The sequence below is a fragment of the Alphaproteobacteria bacterium genome (genome assembly GCA_041396705.1).
GTDB lineage: Bacteria > Pseudomonadota > Alphaproteobacteria > CALKHQ01 > CALKHQ01 > CALKHQ01.
The window spans coordinates 186,596-207,625 of sequence record JAWKYB010000002.1 but is presented as its reverse complement, the minus strand read 5'-3'; the positions used below and the strand labels follow the sequence as shown (position 1 = coordinate 207,625).

Annotated in this window: 16 protein-coding genes and 1 pseudogene; 6 read left to right on the top strand and 11 right to left on the bottom strand. The window is 70.0% G+C overall.

What is annotated here, in order from left to right:
* Nucleotides 1-14: 14 nt before the first annotated feature.
* Both R3F55_00965 and R3F55_00960 read right to left on the bottom strand, forming a co-directional pair.
* Nucleotides 15-1,160 carry a CoA transferase gene (locus R3F55_00965; GenBank protein MEZ5666013.1) on the bottom strand — a complete coding sequence of 382 codons (1,146 nt, stop codon included), beginning with the start codon at nucleotides 1,158-1,160 and terminating at the stop codon, nucleotides 15-17.
* Between the two features lie 6 nt (nucleotides 1,161-1,166).
* Complete coding sequence (locus R3F55_00960; protein ID MEZ5666012.1) at nucleotides 1,167-1,979, bottom strand: citryl-CoA lyase; 813 nt, start codon at nucleotides 1,977-1,979, stop codon at nucleotides 1,167-1,169.
* Nucleotides 1,980-2,112: 133 nt separating this feature from the next.
* Here R3F55_00960 and R3F55_00955 point away from each other — a divergent pair, with 133 nt between their 5' ends.
* From R3F55_00955 to R3F55_00940, 4 genes and pseudogenes are all read left to right on the top strand, one after another.
* Nucleotides 2,113-2,976: a dioxygenase gene (locus R3F55_00955; protein ID MEZ5666011.1), complete on the top strand. Its 864-nt coding sequence runs from the start codon at nucleotides 2,113-2,115 to the stop codon at nucleotides 2,974-2,976.
* Nucleotides 2,977-2,981: 5 nt separating this feature from the next.
* A complete protein-coding gene (locus R3F55_00950; protein ID MEZ5666010.1) occupies nucleotides 2,982-3,785 on the top strand; it encodes an IclR family transcriptional regulator C-terminal domain-containing protein in 804 nt (267 codons plus the stop codon).
* A gap of 27 nt (nucleotides 3,786-3,812) precedes the next feature.
* Nucleotides 3,813-5,327: pseudogene (locus tag R3F55_00945) on the top strand (amidohydrolase family protein).
* A 39-nt stretch (nucleotides 5,328-5,366) separates the two neighbouring features.
* Nucleotides 5,367-6,389, top strand: coding sequence for a uroporphyrinogen decarboxylase family protein (locus tag R3F55_00940; GenBank protein ID MEZ5666009.1), 1,023 nt, complete (start codon nucleotides 5,367-5,369; stop codon nucleotides 6,387-6,389).
* Nucleotides 6,390-6,404: 15 nt separating this feature from the next.
* On the opposite strand, the gene R3F55_00935 is transcribed toward R3F55_00940, so the two are convergent.
* The 6 genes from R3F55_00935 to R3F55_00910 all read right to left on the bottom strand — a co-directional run bounded on the left by R3F55_00935 (nucleotide 6,405) and on the right by R3F55_00910 (nucleotide 14,723).
* Nucleotides 6,405-8,159: a hydantoinase B/oxoprolinase family protein gene (locus R3F55_00935; GenBank protein ID MEZ5666008.1), complete on the bottom strand. Its 1,755-nt coding sequence runs from the start codon at nucleotides 8,157-8,159 to the stop codon at nucleotides 6,405-6,407.
* 3 nt (nucleotides 8,160-8,162) lie between these two features.
* A complete protein-coding gene (locus R3F55_00930) occupies nucleotides 8,163-10,253 on the bottom strand; it encodes a hydantoinase/oxoprolinase family protein (GenBank protein MEZ5666007.1) in 2,091 nt (696 codons plus the stop codon).
* On the bottom strand, nucleotides 10,250-11,323 hold the full coding sequence (locus tag R3F55_00925; GenBank protein MEZ5666006.1) for an ABC transporter ATP-binding protein: 1,074 nt from the start codon (nucleotides 11,321-11,323) through the stop codon (nucleotides 10,250-10,252). The genes R3F55_00930 and R3F55_00925 overlap by 4 nt, the downstream gene beginning before the upstream one ends.
* 171 nt (nucleotides 11,324-11,494) lie before the next feature.
* Nucleotides 11,495-12,370, bottom strand: coding sequence for a carbohydrate ABC transporter permease (locus R3F55_00920; protein ID MEZ5666005.1), 876 nt, complete (start codon nucleotides 12,368-12,370; stop codon nucleotides 11,495-11,497).
* A 2-nt stretch (nucleotides 12,371-12,372) separates the two neighbouring features.
* Nucleotides 12,373-13,263: a sugar ABC transporter permease gene (locus tag R3F55_00915; protein MEZ5666004.1), complete on the bottom strand. Its 891-nt coding sequence runs from the start codon at nucleotides 13,261-13,263 to the stop codon at nucleotides 12,373-12,375.
* Nucleotides 13,264-13,457: 194 nt separating this feature from the next.
* Entirely contained in the window at nucleotides 13,458-14,723 is a 1,266-nt protein-coding gene (locus R3F55_00910; protein ID MEZ5666003.1) for a sugar ABC transporter substrate-binding protein, read from the bottom strand.
* A 935-nt stretch (nucleotides 14,724-15,658) separates the two neighbouring features.
* On the opposite strand from R3F55_00910, the gene R3F55_00905 reads away from it, so the two are divergent.
* The gene (locus R3F55_00905; protein ID MEZ5666002.1) at nucleotides 15,659-17,158 is read left to right on the top strand and encodes a DUF6605 domain-containing protein; all 1,500 of its coding nucleotides are present in this window, start codon (nucleotides 15,659-15,661) and stop codon (nucleotides 17,156-17,158) included.
* Between the two features lie 16 nt (nucleotides 17,159-17,174).
* Here R3F55_00905 and R3F55_00900 read toward each other — a convergent pair whose 3' ends face one another.
* From R3F55_00900 to R3F55_00890, 3 genes are read right to left on the bottom strand one after another with little or no spacing between them, the layout of a single operon-like run.
* Nucleotides 17,175-18,179 (bottom strand): 2-oxoglutarate and iron-dependent oxygenase domain-containing protein, encoded by a 1,005-nt coding sequence (locus tag R3F55_00900; protein MEZ5666001.1) that lies wholly within the window; start codon nucleotides 18,177-18,179, stop codon nucleotides 17,175-17,177.
* The gene (locus tag R3F55_00895) at nucleotides 18,176-18,868 is read right to left on the bottom strand and encodes a peptidase (protein MEZ5666000.1); all 693 of its coding nucleotides are present in this window, start codon (nucleotides 18,866-18,868) and stop codon (nucleotides 18,176-18,178) included. Before R3F55_00895 ends, R3F55_00900 begins: the two co-directional genes overlap by 4 nt.
* Nucleotides 18,865-19,719: an alpha/beta fold hydrolase gene (locus R3F55_00890; protein ID MEZ5665999.1), complete on the bottom strand. Its 855-nt coding sequence runs from the start codon at nucleotides 19,717-19,719 to the stop codon at nucleotides 18,865-18,867. Before R3F55_00890 ends, R3F55_00895 begins: the two co-directional genes overlap by 4 nt.
* Nucleotides 19,720-19,961: 242 nt before the next feature.
* Here R3F55_00890 and R3F55_00885 point away from each other — a divergent pair, with 242 nt between their 5' ends.
* A complete protein-coding gene (locus tag R3F55_00885; GenBank protein MEZ5665998.1) occupies nucleotides 19,962-21,017 on the top strand; it encodes an ABC transporter substrate-binding protein in 1,056 nt (351 codons plus the stop codon).
* The last annotated feature ends 13 nt before the right edge of the window (nucleotides 21,018-21,030 follow it).

The following is a 21,030-nucleotide window of genomic DNA, read 5'->3' as shown; positions in this document are numbered from 1 at the left end:
TGGTCGCCGGTCGTTCAGCCGGCTTTCTTGCGCCGCAGCTCGTCGCGGATTTCCGCGCCGTGCTCGTCGAGCGTCGGTGGCGGCAGCACGTCGAGATCGGGCTCGCCGTCGAAGTTGTACGGCGCCCTTACCGTGGTGAACGTGCCCATCTCGGCATGCGGCGCCGCGATCTTGATGTTGAGATGGCGCGCCTGCGGGTCTTCCAGCGCTTCGTTCGAATCGTAGGCCGGCGAGTGCGGCACGCCCGCCGCCAGCAGCTTTTCGCACCAGGCGTCGCGCGTGTCGGTGCGGAACACCGGCGTGAAGTGGCCGATCAGCTCGTCCTGGTGCTTGATCCGCTCCAGCCGCTCGTTGAAGCGCGGGTCTTCGGCCAGCTGCTGCTGCCCGGTGGCCTCCAGCAGGCCCTCCCAGAACTTGGTGGGCGAGGACAGGTGGATGGCGACCCACTTCGCGTCGCTGCACTCGAACACGTAGGACTGCGAGACCACCGGCCGCGACAGCGGCCCCATCACCTCGCCGACCGAGAAATAGTGGGTGAAGCTGTCCAGGTTGAAGTGGCACATCGCTTCCAGCATCGAGATGTCGATGCGGCGGCCCTTGCCGGTCTGACCGCGTTCGAGCAGGGCGGCCAGGATCGCCAGCGCGGCATATTGGCCGGTGATCGCATCGGCGATCGCCGGCCCGATCACCCGCGGGTCGGTCGGCGGGACCAGCAGGCGCAGATAGCCGCTGGCGGCTTGGGCGACCGTGTCGTAGGAGGGCCGGTCCCGCGACGGCCCGGAGGTGCCGAAGCCGGAGATCGCGCAGTAGATCAGGTCGGGCCGCACCTTGCGCAGGTCGTCCTCGCCGGCGCCCAGCTTCTCGGCCACGCCCGGACGGAAATTCTGGATGAAGACGTCGGCGCCGGCGACGAGGTCGTGCAGCACGGCCCGGTCGTCCGGCTCCGACGTGTCCAGCGCGATCGATCGCTTGTTGCGGTTGTAAGTCTGATAGTGCGGCGAATAGAGCCCGCCCTTGAAGGCGCGGAACGGGTCGCCGGTGCCTGGGCGCTCGACCTTGATCACGTCGGCGCCGAGGTCGGCCAGGTGCATGCCCGCCGCCGGACCGGTGATGTAGGTGCTGAGCTCGACGACCCGGATGTTCTTCAGGATCTTGGCCATCGCGCGCTACTCCGCCGCCTCCTGCGGGTGGGACGCCGGCTTGCCGTCATAGGCGATGGCCTGGTCCGCCTGGTGGGACATGATGAAGCCGATCGAGCGCAGGCTCTCTTCGTAGAGATGCGCCGACAGGCCGGCCGCACGGGCCAGCAGCGGCACAGCCTTGATCGCCTGCAGCGGCCAGCCGGCGTCCAGGATCGTCGCCGGGATGGCGCCGGAGACGTTGATCGGCAGCGGCCGTTCGATGATCGCGGGGGCGTGCCTAGCCAAGAGGCGCAGCGTGCCGACATGGTCGCCGGCGATGCCCAGCTCGTCGGCGATCGCCAGCAGGCGGTCGGCGCGCGGATCGCCGGCGCTGTGCTGCGGATGGCCGAGGCCGGGCACCTTCTTGCGGGCCGCCTTCATGTCCCTGAGGCTGGCGATGGCGGCCTGCTCGACATCGGTGCCGTCGGTCTTGGCCCGGGCCATCACGTCGTGCAGGAACTGTGCGGCCACTTCGGAGCTGCCGGCCACCACGCTGCCCATGCCGAGCAGGCCGGCGGCCATGGCGCCCTGCCAGGCGTCGGGCCCGGCAGCCAGCGTCATGCGCGCCGCTTGCACCGACGGCACCAGCCCGTGCTCGGCGATGGCGACCAGGCACGCGTCCATCATCCGGCGCTGCGGCTCGCTCGGCCGCTCGCCGAGCACCAGCAGCCAGAAATAGTCGGTGAAGTCGATCCTCCCGATCAGGTCGCGGCACAGGTCGAGGCCGCGGACGGTGACGCTCTGCGCGTCCGAGGTGGCAATGGCGGTGTAGGCGTTGTTCTGCTTTCCTATGCGCATCCCACGCTCGTCAATTTTCGCATTCCGAAAAAATTTCCTCTTGCCGAAGATTAGAGGCCTGTTTACCGTCGAGTCAAGCCGGATAGCGCCCACCGCTGGCCATGCGCGGAAGGGTGCCGCAGGGGAGGGCCGCATGCGCGACATCAACCAGTTCTCAATCACCCAGGCGGTGAAGGACTCGTTCAAGACCGAGCCGGGCAGCCGGTTCGAGCAACTGCTGCACGGCCTGATCGACCACCTCCACGATTTCACGCGCGAGCACAACCTGACCCACCCGGAATGGATGGCGGTGCTCAACTTCCTGTACGACTGCGGGAAGATCTCCACGCCGGAGCGGCACGAGTTCATCCTGCTGTCCGACGTGATCGGCTTTTCCGCCCTGGTCGACATGCTGAACACGCGCGGCGGCGCGACGGAGGGCTCGAACCTGGGCCCGTTCTATCTCGACGATGCCGGCACGAAGCCGCTGGGCGCCGATCTGGCGGCCGGTCGCGAGGGGGCTTGCGTGCTGGTCTACGGCAAGGTGACCGACACGCTGCACAACGCGCTGCCGGGCGCGCTGGTCGATACCTGGCAGGCCGACGGCTCCGGCACCTATCCGATCCAGGAGCAGGCCAAGGGCCAGGACAAGTACGACCTGCGCGGCAAGTTCAGCTGCGACGACCAGGGGTGCTACTACTACACCACCGTGCTGCCGAAGCCGTACACGGTGCCCTATGACGGGCCGGTCGGCCGGCTGCTGCGCGCCGGCAACCGTCATGCCTGGCGTACCGCGCACCTGCACTACATCGTCAGTGCGCCCGGGATGCGGGCGATCACCACCGAGGTGTTCTTCGACGGCACCGACTATCTGGACAACGACGCGGTGTTCGGCGTGCGTCGGTCGCTGATCGCCAAGGTGAAGCCGGCCAAGGACGTCGACCGGCTGGGCTTCGACCTGCAGGCCAAGCCGGACGCCATGCTGGAGTTCGATTTCGTCCTTGCCCCCGAGGGCTGAAGCCCGTGAGCGAAGGCGAGGATCGGCCGGCCGAGTTCGTCGAGGCCCTCGCCAAGGGGCTGGCGATCCTCGAAAGCTTCGACAGCAGCCATCCGGACATGACGCTCAGCGAGGTCGCCCGCCGCGTCGGCCTGTCGCCGGCAGCGGCGCGGCGCAGCCTGATCACGCTCAGGGCGCTGGGCTATGTCGGCCAGGACGGCAAGCGCTTTCACCTGAAGCCGAAGATCATGGCGCTGAGCTCGGCATTCTACTTCTCGGTCCGGATCGACGAGGTGCTGCAGCCCGACCTGCGCAGCATCGTCGAGCGCTTCGGCGACGCCTCGTCGGTCGCGGTGCTCGACGGCCACCACGTGATCTACATCGCGCACTACTCGCAGCAGCGGGCGCGCCGTGCCGCCGCGGTGGCGGGTGCGCGCTATCCCGCCTTCGCGACCTCGATGGGCCGGGTGCTGGTGGCGGCAATGGACGACGACCGGCTCGATCGGTGGCTGGAGACGCTGGATCCGACGCCGCTGACGGCCAAGACCTGCACCGACAAGCGCGCCCTGCGCGCGGCGCTGTTGCGGGTGCGCGCCGACGGTTATGCGACCACCGTCGACCAGCTTGACTATGGCATCACCGCGCTGGCCGTGCCGGTCCGCGACCCCGACGGCCGCACCATCGCCGCGCTGAACAGCTCCGGCTATACCGGCATGGTGACGCCGGCGCAGCTGGTGGCGGAACGGCTGCCCGAGCTGCGGGTCAGCGCGTCCCACATCGCGCACCAGCTGGTGCGCTATCCGATCCTGGCCACGGTCCTGCGCAATTGACGCCAAAACGAGAAATGGGAGGAACAGATGTGCACGCACGGCGACACCACGGGTAGCGACTTCGGCGGCGCGACGCGGCGCACCTTCCTGGCCTCGGTGGCGGTCGGCGGCGCGGTCGCGGCCGGCAGCGGCGCGGCCCAGGCCGGCGCGCGGCCGGGCGTGATCAAGGCCTCGCTGCCGGCCGGCGCCGACGACCCCGGCCGCCAGCTTCTGATCTAGGGCGGGGTCGTGGGGTCGATGGACGCGGCGGTCGGCTTCTTCGCGGTCGGCGACGTGCTCGTCGCCGACGGCCGCATCGCCGAGGTAGCCGCCGAGATCGAGGCGCCAGAGGCCGTGGTGATCGACGCCAGGGGCAAGATCGTCATCCCCGGTTTCGTCGACACCCATCACCACCAGTTCGAGACGGCGCTGCGCAGCCAGCTCGCCCACGGCATCCTGATCAACGACGGCCGCCCGGCGAACGCCGCCAACTACTACGAGACGATCCTGCAGAAGTTCTCGTTGGTCTACCGGCCGGAGGACGTCTACATCAACGAGCTGTTCGGCGGCATCGCCCAGCTCGACGCCGGCGTCACCACGGTGATGGACGTCAGCCAGATCCACCACAGCCCCGAGCATTCGGACGCGGCCGTGCAGGGCCTGCACGACGCCGGCCGGCGCGCGGTGTTCGGCTACTTCGAAGGCTGGGGCGAAAAGGCCCAGTATCCCGGCGACGCGGTGCGGCTGCGCCAGCAGCACTTCGCGTCGCGCGACCAGCTGCTGACCATGGTGATGGGCGGCGAGATCTACTTGCCGATGTACGAGGAGGCGTGGCGCATCGGGCGCGAGCTCGACCTGCCGATCGCGGCGCACATCGTCGGCACTTTCGGCATGCAGCCGACCTTCGACCAGCTGGCGCAGGACGGCCGGTTCGGGCCGGACAACATCTTCATCCACATGACCGGCATGTCCGACATGGCCTGGCAGGCGGCGGCCGACGCCGGCGCCCACGTCTCGCTGGCGGTGCCGATCGAGATGCACATGCGACACGGCACACCGCCGATTCAGAAGGCGCTGGACCTCGGCATGAGCCTCTCGCTGTCGACCGACGTCGAGTGCACGATGACGGCCGACATGTTCACGCAGATGCGCGCGATGATGACGCTGCAGCGGATGTTCGCTAATGCGGCCGCGCTGGCCGGCGAGACCGACTATCCGGACCTGCTGCAGTGCGCCGATGCCCTTCGCCACGCCACCATCGAGGGCGCGCGCGGCCTGGGGCTGGACGGCGTCACCGGCTCGCTGACGCCGGGCAAGGCCGCCGACATCGTGCTGCTCGACGCCGAGGCGCTCAACGTGGCGCCGCTGAACCACGCCGCCGGCGCGGTGGTGACGCTGATGGAGCGCAGCAACGTCGACACCGTGATGGTCGCCGGCCGGATCAAGAAATGGCAGGGCGAACTGCTCGGTTTCGACATCGCCAAGCTGCGCGGCGAGCTCGAGGCGAGCCGCGACTACCTGTTCGAAGCGGCGGGTGTCGCGCGCGACCTGTTCGCGGTCTGACATCCCCGATCGCAGCCCAGACAGCACAAGAGGATACCGATGCTTCTTCCCACATCGCTGGTCGGCAGCTATGCCCAGCCCGAGTGGCTGATCGACCGGGCCAAGCTGGCCGGCCGCTTCCCGCCGCGCACGCGCGCCAAGGAACTGTGGCGCATCCCCGAGCCCTATCTCGAGGAGGCGCAGAACGACGCGACCATCGCTGCGATCAAGCTGCAGGAAATGGCCGGTCTCGACATCGTCACCGACGGCGAGATCCGCCGCGAGAGCTATTCCAACCGGTTCGCTACGGCGCTGGACGGGGTCGACATCGACAACCCCGGCACCGCGCTCGACCGGTCGGGCCATCCCAACCCGGTGCCGCGCGTGGTCGGCGAGGTGCGGCGGCGCCATCCGGTCGAGGTCGACGACCTGAAGTTCCTGAAGGCGCATACCGATCGCATGGTCAAGATCACCGTGCCGGGGCCGTTCACGATGAGCCAGCAGGCGCAGGACGACTATTACGGCGATCCGCGGGCGATGGCGCTGGCCTACGCCCAAGCGGTGAAGGAGGAGATCGCCGACCTGTTCGCCGCCGGCGCCGACGTGGTCCAGCTCGACGAGCCCTACATGCAGGCGCGGCCGAAGCCGGCCGAGGAATACGGCCTCGAGGCGCTGAACGCGGCGCTGGAGGGAGCGGCCGGGCCGACGGCGGTCCACGTCTGCTTCGGCTATGCCGCCATCATCCATCAGCGCCCTTCGGGTTATTCGTTCCTGCCGCAGTTCAAGGGCTGCCGCTGCAACCAGGTCTCGATCGAGACCGCCCAGGCCAACCTCGATACGTCGGTGCTGGAGGAACTGCGCGGCAAGACCGTCATCCTCGGCGTGCTCGACCTGTCGGACATGGCGGTCGAGACGCCGGAGACGGTGGCCGGCCGGATCCGCCGCGCGCTGCCGCACGTCGACGCCGACAAGGTGATCGTGGCGCCGGACTGCGGGCTGAAATACCTGCCGCGCGACGTGGCCTACGCCAAGATGCGGGCGATGGTCGAGGGCGCGGGGATCGTCCGGGCGGAACTGGCCTGACGGCCACGGCGGCGATCAGCCAGCCGGCCGGTCCTCGCCGGACAGATCGAGGCCGTAGACCGAGCGCGCGCGCTCGGCGCTGATCCAGCCCTCGGCGACGTCGTGGCGTACCTTGGCGCGATCGCGGTCCTGCGGCGCGCCATAGCCGCCGCCGCCGCAGGAGACCGAGACCATCATCTCGCCGGGCTCCAGCCGCACCTCGGCACAGCCGGGCTGCGGGTCGAGCGTGCCGTCGCGGCGCCGCACATACTGCGCCGAGCAGCCGCCGGCCAGGCCGCCGCGCGCACCCTGGGCCGGGTTGACGTTGCCGTCGCTGACATAGGCGACCGTCATCTCGCCTTCGGTCGGGCCGAACACCGAATAGGCGCTGAGCGCGCCGCGGGTGCGGCCGGCGCCCTCGGTGTCGGGCAGCAGCCGGCGCGCCTCGACGAAGATCGGATGGCGCAGCTCGTCGAGCTCGATGCTGTCCTGGTAGCACATGCCTGCATTGCCGACGTGGACGATCGACAGCCATCCGTCCGTGGTCGGCGCCGCGGCGCCGCCGGATATCCCGACATAGACTTCGTTGACATAGTCGTGGCCGGTGCGCGGGTCGCGCCCGGAGATGACGCCGCACGACGGTGGGATGCAGCTGCCGGTCTCCGCCATGCCGATGCCGTCGGCGAGCTCGGCCAGTGCGCGCTGCACCGGGTTGGCGACATGGTCGGCGACGTTGGTGGTGGCGACCGAGCAGCTGGTCGGATGGCGCGGCACGCCGACGATGCAATTCTCGCGCAGCCTGACCTCGACCCGGCGGAAGCTGCCGGCATTCTTCGGCACCGTGTGGTCGATCGAGTTGAAGATGCCGACCAGCGGTGCCGACAGCGCACAGCCCTCGGACAGGTTCAGGCCATTGGGCATGCAGTCCGGGTTGTCGGTCATGTCGACGACGATGCGCGCCGCCTCCGCGTCGACGGTGATGTCGACCTTGATCGGAATGCCGTCGGCTGGCGTGCCGGGGAAGGGGTCGTGGGTGCTGGTGGCGACCACTCGGCCGCTGGGAATGGCGCGGATCGCCTGCACCATGCGCTGCTCCGAATAGTCGAACCAGGCTTCGGCGAACGCCGCCAGCCGGTCCCAGCCGACCTCGCGGCCCAGCGCCAGCATCTCGCGCTCGCCGATCCGCGCGGCGCCCAACGTGGCCAGGTAGTCGCCCCACCACTGGTGCGGCACGCGGATACGCTGCTGGCACATCCGCACGATGTCCATGTTGTGCTGATAGTCCGACTGCACCTTGACCGCGGGGAAGATCAGCGCGCCCTCGGCGAAGACGTCGCGGGCCGCGCCCATATAGGTGGTCGGCAGCGCGTTGCCGCAGTCGGCCTGGTGCGCCTTGGCCAGCACGGTGAAGCGATGCACGCCGTCGTCGTCGATCACCGGGATCAGGATGGAGTGGTCGGCCGGATGGGTGCAGCCATGATAGGGCGAATTGTGCAGATAGGCGTCGCCGCGGCGCAGCACCGGATGATTCTGCGCCATGGTGCGGGCCATGATGTCGGGGCCGTAGAGCACGTGGATCGGCAGGCTCTCCGCCACCGTCAGCAGCCGGTGATCGGCGGTCAGGATAACGCAGGAAAAGTCGCGCGCGATGGTCAGGATGCCGGAGCGCCCGGTGCGCAAGAGCGTGTTCGACATCTTGCGGGCGATGCCTTCCAGCCGCGCGTTGAGCACGGCGAGATGGACGGCATCGGCGCCTGCGGTGCGGTCCTGTTGCGGTTCGCGATCCGACATGGCTCAGCCTCCGAACGGGCGTACGGCCAGGCTGCCGGAGGGCAGCCGCTGGCAGGTCGCGCCGGGGTCGACGACGATGGTGGTGACGGGCGATTCGACGATGGCCGGCCCGGCGACCCGCTCGCCGGGGGTCATGGCGTCGAACTCGAGGACCGCGGCGTCCAGCAGACCGTGGCCGGCGAAATAGGCCGGCCGCCGGTCATGGCGGATGGCACCGCCGCCGGCGGCGGCCAGCCGGCCGAGTTCGCTGTCGCGCAGGCGGCAGCGCACCAGCACCGACCAACTGACGATCTCGATCCGCGAGCCTTCGTCGGCGACGGCGAACTGTTCCTCGTGCGCCCTGTTGAAGTCCGCCTCCAGGTCGGCGACGTCGTCGCCTGCCGCGAAGCGGGCGCGCCGCAGCGGCACCTCGATCTCCCAGACCTGGTCGGGGTAGCGGGCCTCCATGAAGAATTGCAGCTCGGTGGCGCGGGCACCGCGGCCGGCATCGGCAGCGAAGGCGCGCGCCTGCGCCGCCAGTCCGGCCAGCACCGCGTTGACGCCGTCGAAGTCGAAGCGGCCTGTGTGGGCGTAGAAGGTGCGGCGATACTCGGCGCTGAGGTCGGAGGCGAGGGCGCCGGCCGCGCTGAGCGCCGCGCCGACATCGGGCAGCACCACCTCGGCGCAGCCGAGCCTGCGGCCGATGGCGCAGGCGTTCAGGCCGGCCGCGCCGCCGCCGCCGATCAGCACCGCCTCGCCGGCGTCGATGCCCTGGTTCACCGTGATGTCCATGATCGCCTGGACCATGTTCTCGGTCGCCAGCGCGACGACGGCGGCCGCGGCGGCGTGCAGGTCGAGCCCCAGCGGGCGCGCGACGTCGGCCGCGATCGCGGCCTCGGCCGCGGCGGTGTCCAGCGGGATGCCGCCGCCGAGGAAGTAGGCCGGATCGATGTGACCCAGCACCAGCGCGGCATCGCTGAGGGTCGGCCGCGTACCGCCGCGGCCATAACAGGCCGGCCCCGGCACCGCGCCGGCGCTGTCCGGCCCGACGTGCAGCAGGCCGGCCGGGTCGACCCAGGCGATGCTGCCGCCGCCGGCGCCGATGCTCTTCACGTCGACCGACGGCAGGCCGGTCATGTGGCCGCGGAACGGCTGGCCGATCCAGGTCTCGCGGGTGCGCGGGATGTGGCCGCGGCGCACGACGCTGACGTCGAACGTGGTGCCGCCGGTATCGGCGACGATCGCCGTTTCCGCCTTGCTGTCCAGCGCGGCGAAGTGGCGGCCGGCGACCGGCGCCATCGACGGGCCGGAGTTGATCAGATGCACCGGCGCCTCGGCGACCGTGGCCGCATCCATCACCCCGCCCTGCGAGGTGATGATCAGCACGCGGCCGGCGAAGCCGGCGGCGCGCAGCCGGCCTTCCAGGTCGCGCATATAGGCGCCCATCAGCGGCTTCAGCGAGGCGTCGAGGCAGGTGGCGCTGGCCCGGCGATATTCGCGCAGCGACGGGTTGACCCGGTGCGACAGGGTGACCGGCACACCCGGCAGGTGCTCGGCCAGCAGGCGGCCGACACGCTCCTCGTGGTCGGGGTTGACGATCGACCACAGCAGGCAGACGCCGACCGCCTCGACCCGGAGGTCGCGCAGCCGCGCGATCACGGCCATCACCGCGGCTTCGTCCAGCGGCGTGCGCACAGCACCGTCGCCCATGATCCGCTCCGGGATCTCGAAGGTCAGCGCCTTCGGGATGTAGGGTTCGGGATAGGGCACCGTGAAGTTGAACGGCTCGCTGCGTCCGCCCTCGCGGAACACCAGGATGTCCGGGTGGCCCTCGGTGGTGAGGAAGGCGGTGCGCGCGGTGCGGCCGGTGACGATGGCGTTGATGGCGTGGGTGGTGCCATGGATGAACAGCTCGCCGCGGCCGAGCAGGTCGGCCAGGCCCAGGCCCAGCTCGTCGGCGGCCGCCGCGAGGCTGTCGAGCACGCCGCGCACCGGGTCGTCGGGCGTGGTCGGCGCCTTGACCATGCGCAGCGCGCCGGCGGCGTCCTCGACCAGCAGGTCGGTAAAGGTGCCGCCGGTGTCGCAGGCGAAGCGCAGGGCTCCGGTCATCGTCATGCTTGCGGCCTGTCCTCTGCGATTCGCGTTCCGTCGGGATCGAAGGCATGCACGGCGGCCGGCGCGATGGCGAGCGCGATCGGCTGGCCGACGGCGAGCGGCACGTCGGGCCGTGCCCGCACGCGCAGGGAAAGGGCGTCGGACAGGGCCACGTCGCAATATTGGTCCGAGCCGGCATATTCCACGCGTGCCACCGTGCCTTCCATGCGGTTTGGCGCGTCGGCCGGCGGCGCGACGACCAGGTCGCTGGGCCGGATGCCGAGGGTGACCGCGCGCTCGGGCCTGGCGCCGAAACGCGCTCCGGCCGCGAAGGCGATGCCGTGGGCGATCGCCGTGCCGTCGTCGGCGATCTCGGCCGGCACGAAGTTCATCGCCGGGCTGCCGACGAAGCCGGCGACGAACAGGTTGGCCGGCCGCTGGTAGACGTCGTGCGGGGTGCCGACCTGCTGCAGCCGGCCGTCGCGCAGCACGACGATGCGGTCGGCCATGGTCATCGCCTCCAGCTGGTCGTGGGTGACATAGACGTTGGCGCGGCCCACCGCCGCGTGCACGTCGAGCAGGTTGCGCCGCATCTCGGTGCGCAGCAGCGCGTCCAGGTTGGACAGCGGCTCGTCCATCAGGAAGGCGACCGGCTGGCGGATGATGGCGCGGGCCAGTGCTACGCGCTGGCGCTGGCCGCCGGAAAGCTGGCCGGGCAGCTTGCCCAGCTGCGATTCCAGGTCGACCAGGCGGGCGGCCTCGCGCACCCGCGCGCTTACCTCGGCGCGCGGGGGCCGCTGCGACCAGCGCGCGCGCAGCGGAAAGGCGATGTTCTGCGCCACCGTCATGTGCGGATAGAGGGCGTAGTTCTGGAACACCATCGCCACGTCGCGGTCGCGCGGCGCGATGTAGTTGACCAGCTTGCCGCCGACATAGATCTCGCCGTCGGTGACGTCCTCGATGCCGGCGATCAGCTTCAGCAGCGTGCTCTTGCCGCAGCCGGACGGGCCGAGCAGGACGACGAACTCGTTCTCGACGATGGACAGCGAGAATTCGTGGACGGCGACATGGTCGCCATAGGCCTTGGTCACCGCCACGAACTCGATGGCGGCGTGTCGCTGCCTTTTGCCGCTTGTGTCGTCATCGCGGGCCGCCACCGGCGGCGCGACGATCCGGGGCCGGGCGACGAGTGGCCGCCGGCTTTGCGTGGATTGCCGCGTCGCTCCGCTCCTGGCAACGACGGAGGGGTAGTGGGTTCATCGCTACTCCTTCAACGCGCCGGCCAGGTTCTGCGCGATGAAGAACCGCTGCAGGAACACGAACATCACGGTGATCGGCACCGCGGCCAGCAGCGAGGCGGCGCTGATCAGGCCCCAGTCGACCGTGAAGATCGCCTTCAGGCTGGCGATGCCGACGGTCAGCACCTGGCGCTCCTCGTCCTGCACCGCCACCAGCGGCCACAGGAAGCTGGTGTACTGGATCATGAAGGTGAAGACGGCGTGGACCACCAGGCCCGGCTTCACCAGCGGCAGGATGATCTGCACGAAGATGCCGATCTCGCCGGAACCGTCGAGCCGCGCGGAATGGTCGAGGTCCTGCGGCAGCGAGACGATGAAGCTGCGGATCATGAAGATGCCGATCGGGTTGGCCAGCGGCGGCAGGATCAGCGCCCAGTAGGTGTTGAGCAGGTCGAGCCAGCGGACCAGGAAATAGAGCGGGATGACCAGCGCCGCGATCGGGATCGCCACCGAGAACAGCAGCGTGGCGGTGATGGCGAGCCGCCCGGTGAACCGCATCTTCGCCAGCGCATAGGCGGCCATGGCGTCGATCAGCACCTTCACCACCGTGATCGTGCCGGCGACGAACAGCGTGTTCAGCGTCCAGTCGAGGAACGGGTGGGCGGTGAACAGGCTGGTGTAGTTGCCCCAGAAGAACTGCTCCGGCACCCACTCCGGCGGGTAGGTGAACAGCGAGCGCGTGTCCTTCACCGACGTCGACAGCACGTAGAGGAACGGCACGATCGAGACGACGCAGCCGAAGATCAGGATGGCGTAGGATCCGGCGACCGCGCCGCCGCCGGGTCGCAGCGCGCGCGAGCCGTGCCGACGGCGCCGCACCCCTGCCTGGGCCGCCGCCATGGTCAGCGCCGCTCCCGCAACAGTGTGGTCTGGATCACGGTCAGCAGCAGGACCACGGCGACCAGGGTCAGCGACAGGGCGGCGCCGAATCCGGTCTCACCGAAGGCGAACAGGCTGCGATAGATGTACCACGCCACCGTCGCCGTCGAGTTGACCGGGCCGCCGTCGGTCAGCACGAACACGCTGTCGAATAGCTGCAGGTTGACGATGGTCGCGAAGATCACCGCGAAATAGAAGGTCGGCTTCAGTAACGGGAGGGTCAGCTGGACGAAGCGGCGCACCGGCCCGGCGCCGTCGAGTTCGGCGGCGTAGTAAAGCTCCCGCGGCAGCGCGACGATGCCGGCCAGGAACAGCAGCGTCCAGAAGCCGACGCCGCGCCACACCTCGATCATCGCGATGGTCGGCAGCGCCAGCCCGCGCTCGCCGAGGAAGTTGATCGGTTCGCCGGAAACCGCGCGCGCGATCACGTTCAGCACGCCGAAGTCCGGGTGCAGGACGAAGGTCCACATCAGCGCCGCGATCAGCACCGGCTGCAGGGTCGGCAGATAGAGGATCGAGCGGATCGTCACCGCGCCGCGCGGGATCGCGTTCAGGCACAGCGCCATGATCATGGCGATCACGAATACCGCCGGAATTGCCATCGCGCAGTAGAGCAGGGTGTTGACGATGGTCTTCACCACCAGCCGGTCGCCGAAGACGTTCGCCCAGTTGTCGAGCGCGGCGAATTCCGGCGGCCCGAGCACGCCGCCCTGCTGGAAGGTCAGCCAGACCAGCCAGCCCATCGGGAAGATCAGGAACGCGCCGAAGAACAGCAGGTTCGGCGCCAGGAAGCCATAGGCGACCAGGGTGCGGCGCAGGCGATAGCGCCGGCGCAGCCGCCGGTGTTCCTCCACGCTCAACCGCGGGCGCGGGCCTGCGGGGCCGGTCTGATCAGTCACGTGCTGTCGGGCCGATCCATCGGCGCCGTCCCATCCGTCGTCATGCCCGGGCTTGTCCCGAGCATCCACGCCTTTGTCTCCACCGCCGTCTCAAGGCGTGGATGGCCGGGACTAGCCCGGCCATGACGACATCGGGATGACGCGAAGCCTCAAAGGACGCCTTCGATCGCCTCGCACATCTCGTCGATCGCCTCGGCGCCGGTCAGGTTGCCGAGATAGGCGTCCTCCGCGGTCGGCCACATCGTCTGCATCGCCTGCAGGATCTTGGGATGCGGCTGCACGCCCTTCACCGTCGGCACGAACTCGGTCTGCACCTTCTGCATCGCCGGGTTGCCGTCGAACAGACCGTCGACGATGTCGGAGCGCACCACCTGCAGGTTCACCTGCTCGGCGAAGCGGCCGACCATCGGGCCGGAGGCCCAGTGCTTGATGAACTCCCAGGCGGCTTCCTTGTTCTGGCTGGCCTCGGCGATGCACAGGATGCCGAAGTTGCCCATGGCGGTGCGGCCCTGCGGCCCGCCCGGCGCGCGGGCGACGTCCCAGCGGAAGCCGGGGTCGTTCGCCATCAGTTCGGCGATCATCGGTGTCTCGCCGTGGTGGATGGCGATGCGACCCGCCTTGAACATGTCGGACATGCCCTGCCAGTCGACGCTGCCCACCGCCGGGGTAACGCCGGCGGCGTGGATGTCGATCAGGAACTGCATCGCCGCCTTGGCGTCGTCGTTGTCCAGCCCGCAGCCGCTCCAGTCGGCATTGAAGATGTCGGCGCCGGCGTTGTGCATGTAGGGGAACCAGTCCCAGAAGGCGAAGTCGGCGACGCGGCTGCGCATCGAGAAGCCGTAGACGTCGTCCCGGGTCATCTTCTGCGCCGCCTCCAGCATGGCGGCATAGGAGCCGTCCCAGCTGCCGGTGACGCCGGCGGCATCGAGCAGGTCCAGGTTCAGGAAGATGTTGTAGACGGCGCCGAGCACGGCACGCCCCAGGTGCTGCCCTGCTGGATCGCCAGGTCCCAGGCGAACGGCTCGATCGCGTCGTGCTCGGCCTTCCCAGGCCGGGTCGCTGACCAGCTCGGTCATGTCGTGCAGCACGCCCTGGCGGGCATAGGCCGGATAGATCAGGTCGACGAGGTACAGCACGTCGGGCGGCGAGCCGCTGGCGAAGCCGGTGGTCAGCTCCGTGTTCATGTTTGCCCAGTCGTAGGTGGTGAAGTTGACCTTCACGTTCGGCGCGACGTCGCGGTTGAAGTCCTCGATGACTATCGCCTCGAACGCGGCCTCGTTCGCGGAATGCGGGCCCTGATCATGGTGTGATCTCGCCGCTGAGCGCGCGGTGTTCGGCGCCGCCCGTCGCGGCCGCCGGTCGCCATCAGCAGGCTCTGGGCCACCGCAGCGACAGGCCGGCAGCGGGGCTTGCATGCTGCATGAACCGCCGGCGCGACAGGCGGCCGTCGTGCACGCGCATCGCGAGTCTTTCCAACGACTTTGTCGATCATCACTGCTTCTCCCCCTCGCGCCCGGAACCATGGGCCCGGGCCGGAAAACCGAGCCTGAGCGCGGCCTGTTCGAATGTCAATCGCGATCCCGGAATCGTTTCGGGAGTAGGCCTTGCCACCGCCGGGCGGTATGGGAATGCGGGGGAGCGAACGGCGATGCGGGTGACGGGCTACAGCGACCGGTGAGCGCGGCGGCCGGCGAGGCCTGGGTTCCACGTGCACTGCGATGCCGCTGACTACCGGGCGGACCTCGTCCGGCTGATCCACGGCGACGAGAACCTGAAGGGGCCTGGATCCAAAGAGGCGGTCGTCGACCGTGCCGCTGCCGGCACCTATCCCGGCCACGTGCAGCCGATCCATCCCGGCAGCTGCATCGTCGTCGAAGGCGGCGGGGCCGCTCCGGCGTCGCAGGCGTTTAGCGTTCTGGCCTGGGTCTGGCCGTCCGCACCGGGAGCGGGTCCGTACACGCTGGTCGAGTGCCGGCGACCCCGAGCGCGACGCCGGCTGGCGGCTCGCCCTCGACGCGGCCGGCGTGCCGGAGTTCGTCGTCGCTGGCGCCGCGCCCGTGCGGATCGCGCTCGACCGCCTGCTGATCGCGCGACTGGTATCTGGTCGGCGCCTGCTATGACGCAACCTCCGGCGCGATGCGGCTGTTCCGCCTGGTCGCCGCGAAACCGCGGGCGAACCTTTCTGGTCGAGGCAGCCGCGTGCCCGGCGGCGCGACGGCAGCGGCCGGGGCGGCTGACGCTGGCGGCATCCTGGACCGTCGGCGCGGCGGGGCCCGCCCGCTGCTTCAACGGCAAGCTGGCGGCACCGGCCCTGTTCGGCAGGGCGCTCGTGCCGACAGAGGCCCGGGCGTTGGCCGCTGCCGGGGGCGCGGCGGACGGGGCGGACGTGCTCGCCCGCTGGGACCTGTCGCAGGACATCGGCGGGGTGTCGGTCGTCGATGCCGGCCCGCACGGCTGCCACGGCCGCACCCACAACCGACCGACCCGCGGCGTCACCGGGCCACATTGGACAAGCGGATCGCCGGGCTTCGCCGATGCCGCGCGGGAGTATGACGCCATCCACTTCCACGACGATGACGTGGCCGATGCCGGCTGGCGGGAAAGCCTGGCGCTGACCGTGCCGGACGACCTGCCGAGCGGCGTCTATGCCATGCGCCTGCGCTGCGATGGCGGCGAGGACCACCTGCCGTTCGTCGTGCGCCCGGCCGCGGGCAGGCCGACGGCCCGCATCGCGTTCCTGATGCCAACGCTGACCTATCTCGCCTATTCCAACGAATCGCTGGACACCACCGGCAGCCTCGCCATCGCCCCGCTGCAGGACATGGGCCTGCAGCCGGAACGCTATGCCTACATGACGGCCAACGCGCTGAAGAGCACCTATGACAGCCACGGCGACGGCAGCGGCGTCTGCATGGCCAATCTGCGCCGGCCGATCCTCGATTTCCGGCCGAAGGCGCGCACGCGCACCTTCGACGCGCCGCACGGCTTCCCGGCCGACCTCTGCCTGGTCGACTGGCTCGAGGCCAAGGGGTTTTCCTTCGACGTGATCACCGACCACGACCTGCATGCCGACGGTATCGACCTGCTGCGCCCCTATCGCGCGGTGCTGACCGGGGCGCATCCGGAATACTGGACCGGCGCGATGCTGGATTCGCTCGACGGCTATCTGAACGGCGGCGGACGGCTGATGTACCTTGGCGGCAACGGCTTCTACTGGGTGACCGCGGTCGATCCGGACGACCCCGGCCAGGCGGAGATCCGGCGCTTCGCCGGCACGCGCACCTGGCAGGCCGAGCCGGGCGAATTCCAGATCAGTCTGACCGGCGAGATGGGCGGCCTGTGGCGCGACCGCGGGCGTGCGCCGCAGAAGACGGTGGGAGTCGGCTTCTCCGGCCAGGGCTTCGACCGCGGCGTGCCCTATGTGCGCCGGCCCGACAGCCGCGACCCGCGCGCTGCCTTCGTGTTCGAAGGGATCGAAGGCGACGTGTTCGGCGCCGGCCCGTCGCTGGTACTGAACCACGGCGCCGGCGGCTTCGAGGTCGACCGGGCCAACCGGCTTCTCGGCACGCCGGCACACGCCCTGCTGCTGGCCTCGACCCAGCGGCTGAGCGACGCCTATCAGGTCTGCATCGAGGAGCAGCTGGCGTCGCTGCCCGACACCGGCGGCTCGGTCAACGGCTACATCGGCAGCGACATCGTGCTGCTGGGCTATCCCAACGGCGGCGCGGTGTTCAGCGTCGGCTCGATCTCGTGGCTGTACACGCTGTCGGCCAACGGCTATGGCGGCGACACGTCGCGGATCACGGAGAACGTGCTGCGTCGCTTCGCGAGCGACGCCGCCCCGCTGTGACGCCGCCGGCGCCCGGTCAACGGCGCAGATAGGCCATGCCGGCGTCGTAGAAGTCGACCATGAAGCGGCCGTTGTGCAGCGGCGCGAAGGCGGGCTGCTCGCCGGGCCGGATCAGCGCGGGCAGCGGCGCGACCGTGACGTCGAAGTCCGGGTTGACGAAGAACGGCATCGAATGGCGCGAGCGGGCGGAGCGGTTGACCACCCGGTGCGGGGTCGAGACGAACCGCCCGTTGGTCCAGTGCATCATCATGTCGCCGATGTTGATGACATAGGCGCCGCGGATCGGCGGCGCCGCCACCCATTCGCCGGCGCGATGGCCGACCTCCAGGCCGCCGGTTTCGTCCTGCATCAGCAGGGTGAAGGCGCCGGTGTCGCGGTGCTCGCCCGCGCCGATCTCCAGGTCGTCTTCGCTGAGCGAGCGCGGTGGGCGGTAGTGCAGCAGGCTGAGCTGGACCAGCGGTTTGCCATAGAACGGCTCGAAGAAATCCTCGGCCAGGCCGAGCGCCATGGCGAAGGCGTGGCGCAGGTGGCGGGCCAGCGTGAGCTGCGCATCGAAGTAGCGCTGCACCACGGCCTGGAAGCCGGGTAGATGATCGGGCCAGCGGTTCGCCATGTGCAGCGGCTTGCCGGCGCGCACATCGGGATCGTCCGGCGGCAGGTCCAACTGCAGGCGGAACGTCTCGATCGCGCCGCCGACCGCGCCGCCTTCGCCCTCCAGTTTCGATGGCACGTAGCCGCGCCAGTGCTCCAGCGTCGCCGCCGTGCGCATCCGCTCGGCCATCGGCTGGGCGAAGAAGCGCCGGTTCTCGGCGAAGGCGGCATCGATCAGCGCCTGCGGGACGCCGTGGTTGACCAGGTAGAGAAAGCCGACGGTCTCGCACGCCTGGCCGATCGCCGCGGCGACTGCGCGGCGCTCGACCGCGCCGCCGTCGAGAAAGGGGCCGAAGTCGATCAGCGGAATGGTGTCGGGCGCGATCTCGCGCGCCCGGGCATAGGCCGGCGGCATCCTGTCCAGGTTCATTGCGTGGTTCCCCCTTGCTGTGCCGCCTGCCGTCCGATCGCGCCGGCCGCGGCACGCACGGCGGCAAGCTGCATGTCGAAGCTCATGCTCGGCAGGTCGAGCGGTGCGGTCGGTGCGCTGTCGCCGGCATCGCCGCGGCGGCGGATCATCCAGACGATCTGTTCCGGCAGATAGGGCAGGTGCAGGAACCCGCATGGCGCCGCTGCGCCGGCGGCCTCGAGCGCGGCGAGATAGGTGTAGAGCGTCAGGTTACACAGATGGGTGCCGGCGTGATAGGACGCGCGGGCCGGGATACCCTGGGCCATGATCGCCTCGACCACCGCCGCCGCGTCCCAGGTCGCGGCGCGGCCGTCGGGGCCGTCGGCGGCGAAGCGCTCGCCCGATGCCGGGCGTGCCCCCTCGTTGTCGGCCACGCCGAAAGCGGCGGCGTTGATGGCGAACTTCTCGACGCGCACGACATTGGCGCCGAGGGCGAGCCCGAGCGCCATCACATAGGCGGGCCGGTGCCGGGCGACCAGTTCCGGCAGCAGCGTCGGCAGCCGGGCGTAGCTGACCGGCGTCGCGATCGCGACGATGCGATGGCCGGCGACGACCTGGCCGTCGAGATGCGGCAGCACCAGCTGGGCCGGATTGGTCGGCAGGCCGGCGAACGGCTCCGACCCGGTGATCAGGCCGACCGGCTCGCTCATATCGCGGCGCCCGCGGCCGGAGCCGACATCGCCGGCCAGTAGGCGTCGAGGAAGCCGCGCAGTGCGATGTCGAAGCTTTCCGGCTGTTCGATGGGAACCATGTGGCCCGCTCCTCTGACGATGACGCAGTCGGCGTCCGGCAGCCGGTCGGCGATCTCCTCGCCGGCCTCGACCGGCAGGAACACGTCCTGGTCGGCGACGATGACCCGGCAAGGCACCCTGATCCGCGACAGCCGCGGTCGCAGGTCGACACCATAGGCGGCCCGGAACCCGCGGAACAGCGCGGGCTGGTCCATCGCCGCCCGCCAGCCGACGAAGGCGGCGATACGCTCGGGATGGGCGCGCGCCCAGTCCGGGTGCCAGATGGCGAGCGCCTGCTCCTCGGCGAACTTCTGCGCGCCCATCGCCTCGGCGCGTTCGAGCATGGCCTCCGTCGCCGCGCGGTCCGCGTCGGTCGACGCGGCGGCACAACAGGCGAACACCGCCGCGCCGATCCGATCCGGCGCGGCGCTGGCCAGCGCCATCGCGATCATGCCGCCGAGCGAGAAGCCGACCACCGCGGTGCGCCCGATGCGCAGGGCGTCGAGCAGGGCCGCGACGTCCGCCGCATAGCCATGTATGGAGTACGGTGCCGCCGGACTGCCGGTCGCGCCCATGCCGCGGAGGTCGGGCGCGACCACGCGCCAGTCGGCCGCGGCCAATGTCTGCATCTGGTCGAGCCACAGCGTGGAATCCCAGCCCAGGCCGTGGATCAGCAGCACCGTCGGCGCATCCGGATGGCCGGCGAACCGCACCAGCTGGCGCAGCCCGTTCGCCTCGACATAGCGCATGCCGATGCTGTGTTTGCCCATCAAGCCGCCTCCCGGCGCCGGCGATCCCGCATCTGCAGCGGCCGGAGCAACAGCCGTGCCATGGCGTGCCTGGTGCTGCACCGCCGCTTTGCTGCCGCTGCAATGCGCAGCCGCTGCCGCAGTGCACAATCGGCGGGCAGTCGTGCCGCCTGCGCGCGGCATTCATGGGCATGCGGGGGGCGTTGCGCGGCGTGGCATAGGCCTTGCTGCTGTCGTCGGACCGCAAAAGGGGAGGTCCGACCATGACCACGATCCGCGCCGGCGTTGCCGCGCCCGCCATCCTGACCAGCCGCCGCCGCCTGCTCAGCGCTTCGGCGGCGCTGTCTGGCGTTTTCCTGGCGCCGGCCGCGCTGACCGGCGGCATGCGCCGCGCGATGGCTGCCGATTCCGTCGTCCATCAGCTCGGCTGGATCAAGTCGATCCAGTTCGGCGGGCATTTCGCCGCCATCGAGCAGGGCTATTTCGCCGAGGAAGGCATCGAGGCGACGTTCGAAGCCGGCGGCCCGGGTACCGACACCACCGCCGCGGTCGCCACCGGCCAGGCGATGACGTCCGACAGCGACGTCGACGGCGTGATCCGGTCGCGCATCAACGACATCCCGGTGAAGGCCTTCGCCGCCATCATGCAGAAGGCTCCGGGTGCGATCATGAGCCTGGCCGAGAACCCGATCGCATCGCTGGCCGATTTTCCGGGCAAGACCATCGCCATGCCGAACGGCACGCGCCCGCAGGTCGACGCGCTGCTGCTGGCCGCGGGCATCGATCCGGCGACGGTGAACTACGTCCCGGTCGGTACCGACCCCGGCATCCTCGCCGCCGGCCAGGTCGACGGCTACTACGGCTGGGCGACCAACCAGGGCGTGATGTTGAAGACCCGGGGCATCGACATCCACATCGCCTACATGAACGACCTCGGCGTGCCGGGCTATGCCGGCGTGCTGTTCGCCACCGACGAGACGCTGGACACGCAGAGCGAGCTTCTGGTCCGATGGCTGCGGGCCGAGATCAAGGGTTGGCAATGGCATCTGGACCACCCGGAGGAGATGGCCGTGCTGATGGTCGAGAAATACGGCCAGCGCGGTCTGGACCTGGAGGCGCAGACCGCGGAAAGCCTGCTGATGGCCGACTTCGTGCCGGTCGGCGACGCAGCCGAGCACGGGCTGCTGTGGGTCGACCCGGGCGTTTTCGCCAAGGGCATGGAGTTCTCGGTTGCCGCCGGCGAGATGGAGGCGGGCGCGGTCAAGGTCGAGGAAGTGGTGACCCAGGCGCTGATCGCCGAGGCGCACGCCGCGCTGTGACCCGCCGCGAACG

What these genes read in the sequence shown, in the direction of transcription:
- R3F55_00960 (MEZ5666012.1), bottom strand. Translation starts at nt 1,979, where the DNA reads ATGCGCATAGGAAAGCAGAACAACGCCTACACCGCCATTGCCACCTCG.
- R3F55_00920 (MEZ5666005.1), bottom strand. Translation starts at nt 12,370, where the DNA reads ATGGCGGCGGCCCAGGCAGGGGTGCGGCGCCGTCGGCACGGCTCGCGC.
- R3F55_00935 (MEZ5666008.1), bottom strand. Translation starts at nt 8,159, where the DNA reads ATGTCGGATCGCGAACCGCAACAGGACCGCACCGCAGGCGCCGATGCC.
- R3F55_00895 (MEZ5666000.1), bottom strand. Translation starts at nt 18,868, where the DNA reads ATGAGCGAGCCGGTCGGCCTGATCACCGGGTCGGAGCCGTTCGCCGGC.
- R3F55_00885 (MEZ5665998.1), top strand. Translation starts at nt 19,962, where the DNA reads ATGACCACGATCCGCGCCGGCGTTGCCGCGCCCGCCATCCTGACCAGC.
- R3F55_00965 (MEZ5666013.1), bottom strand. Translation starts at nt 1,160, where the DNA reads ATGGCCAAGATCCTGAAGAACATCCGGGTCGTCGAGCTCAGCACCTAC.
- R3F55_00955 (MEZ5666011.1), top strand. Translation starts at nt 2,113, where the DNA reads ATGCGCGACATCAACCAGTTCTCAATCACCCAGGCGGTGAAGGACTCG.
- R3F55_00930 (MEZ5666007.1), bottom strand. Translation starts at nt 10,253, where the DNA reads ATGACGATGACCGGAGCCCTGCGCTTCGCCTGCGACACCGGCGGCACC.
- R3F55_00890 (MEZ5665999.1), bottom strand. Translation starts at nt 19,719, where the DNA reads ATGGGCAAACACAGCATCGGCATGCGCTATGTCGAGGCGAACGGGCTG.
- R3F55_00940 (MEZ5666009.1), top strand. Translation starts at nt 5,367, where the DNA reads ATGCTTCTTCCCACATCGCTGGTCGGCAGCTATGCCCAGCCCGAGTGG.
- R3F55_00900 (MEZ5666001.1), bottom strand. Translation starts at nt 18,179, where the DNA reads ATGAACCTGGACAGGATGCCGCCGGCCTATGCCCGGGCGCGCGAGATC.
- R3F55_00910 (MEZ5666003.1), bottom strand. Translation starts at nt 14,723, where the DNA reads ATGCAAGCCCCGCTGCCGGCCTGTCGCTGCGGTGGCCCAGAGCCTGCT.